1 protein-coding gene is annotated in these 619 nt (G+C 47.5%); it reads left to right on the top strand.

From position 1 onward, the window contains the following. Window positions 1-619, top strand: a 619-nt coding sequence (locus R7Z77_RS26555) for a DUF4114 domain-containing protein (protein WP_318137198.1), incomplete at both ends; no start/stop codon positions are given.

The following is a 619-nucleotide window of genomic DNA, read 5'->3' as shown; positions in this document are numbered from 1 at the left end:
CCGCAAAAGTCACCTTTTTGAATGAAGGGGCTGGGTATCGAAACACGCTCGGTTATTTTGTTTTTGATACCAATAACCCGCCGACCAATAAAGATGAAATCGCAGCGCATGTGATCATTTTCCCTAATACATCGAAAGCGCCAGATGGCGAGATGGAAGAAGGTGACACTATCGACCTGAATGTGCAGCTCACTGCTGGTCAAACGCTTGCGTTCTTCATTATTCCGAATGGTTGGGGCTGGTCTGGCTCATACAACAACATTGCCAGCCTTGGCAGTTGGGGCACGCCATTTTATAGCTATTCCAATCTAAACCCAGAGTCGACTTCAGAAAATCGTCGTCATAACGTGGCTTTTATCGATACGCAAAACGAGTTCTTAGTGCTGGGTTTTGAAGATATTTATCGCCCTGATGGCGACAATGATTTCAATGACTTGCTGTTTACTGTCGAAGTGAGCCCATTCACCGCCATTGATGGCGTCAACACTGATGGTTCGACGGACTCGAAATACGAGCCATTGGTGCAAGAAAACAACCCAGAAGTGACGGTGACTTCGGTTTATCCAAGCTCAGACACGTACGCGACGATGGCGTTTGAAGATCGCTGGCCGCTAATGGG

The organism is Vibrio sp. 1401, assembly GCF_033340295.1.
This window is presented reverse-complemented; position numbering and strand designations above follow the sequence as displayed.